The sequence below is a fragment of the bacterium genome, assembly GCA_024224155.1.
Classification (GTDB): domain Bacteria; phylum Acidobacteriota; class Thermoanaerobaculia; order Multivoradales; family JAHEKO01; genus CALZIK01.
Window position 1 is genome coordinate 1 of the sequence record JAAENP010000048.1, and the last position, 1,259, is coordinate 1,259.

Sequence of the window (1,259 nt, forward strand, 5' to 3'; positions counted from 1 at the left end):
AGAAGAGCAGAAAGAGCGTGAAGAAGAGGCCGAAGCTGCCGAGAAGAGTGGCGATCTCGATCTTCGTGGGCACGTAGTAGGTCCAGCTCGAAGGCAGGAAATCACGGTGCAGCGAGGTGACGATGATCACGAAACGCTCGAACCACATTCCGATGTTGATGAAGATCGAGAGGATCCAGACCACCAGCAGGTTCCGGCGGATCTTGCTGAACCAGAAGAACTGCGGCACCAGGACGTTGCAGGAGACCATCGTCCAGTAGGCCCAGGCGTAGGGTCCCAGCGCGCGGTTCATGAAGGCGAAGTGCTCGAACTCGTTGCCCGAGTACCAGGCGATGAAGAACTCGGTGGCGTAGGCGGTGGCGACGATGCCGCCGGTGGCGATGATCAGCTTGCACATCGCTCCCACGTGGCGCGTCGTGATGTAGTCCTCGAGGTGCATGGTCTTGCGCGCGATCAGCATCAGGGTGAGCACCATCGCCAGGCCGGAGAAGATCGCCCCCGAGACGAAATAGGGCGGGAAAACCGTCGTGTGCCACCCCGGAATCAGCGAGGTCGCGAAGTCCATGCTGACGATGGTGTGCACCGAGAAGACCAGCGGCGTCGCCAGGCCGGCGAGCAGCAGGTAGACCGTCTCATAGCGGCTCCAGGTCCGCATCGAGCCGTCCCAGCCGAGGGAGAAGAAGCGGCACAGGGCGCGCTTGACCTTCGACTTCGTGCGGTCGCGCAGGGTCGCCAGATCCGGCACCAGGCCGATGTACCAGAAGCCGAGCGAGATCAGGAAATAGGTCGAGATCGCGAACACGTCCCAGCACAGGGCCGAGCGGAAGTTGATCCACAGCGGCCCGCGGGTGTTCGGGTAGGGGAAGACGAAGAACGCCAGCCAGGGCCGCCCCATGTGAATCAGGGGAAAGAGCCCGGCGCACATCACCGCGAAGATCGTCATCGCCTCCGCCGAGCGGTTGACCGCCGTGCGCCACCGCTGCCGGAACAGGAAGAGGACGGCCGAGATCAGGGTCCCGGCGTGTCCGATACCGACCCAGAAGACGAAGTTCGTGATGTCGAAGCCCCAGCCGATGGTGCGGTTGAGGCCCCATACGCCGACCCCGGTCGCCATCAGGTAGGCCACCGAGGCGGCGCCGAGGGTGAGGACCGAGGCGGCGATCAGAAAGGCGAGCCACCACAGGCCTCCCGCCTTTCCTTCGAGCGGCCGGCAGACGTCTGCCGTCACCTCGGCGGGCGACTTGGCACCGTCGACCAGC

General features: G+C 64.2%; 1 protein-coding gene. It reads right to left on the reverse strand.

The window, feature by feature from the left end; genetic code table 11:
- On the reverse strand, positions 1–1,258 hold a 1,258-nt coding region (gene nrfD / locus GY769_02775), incomplete at its 3' end, for a polysulfide reductase NrfD (GenBank protein ID MCP4200841.1).
- Position 1,259: the final 1 nt, after the last annotated feature.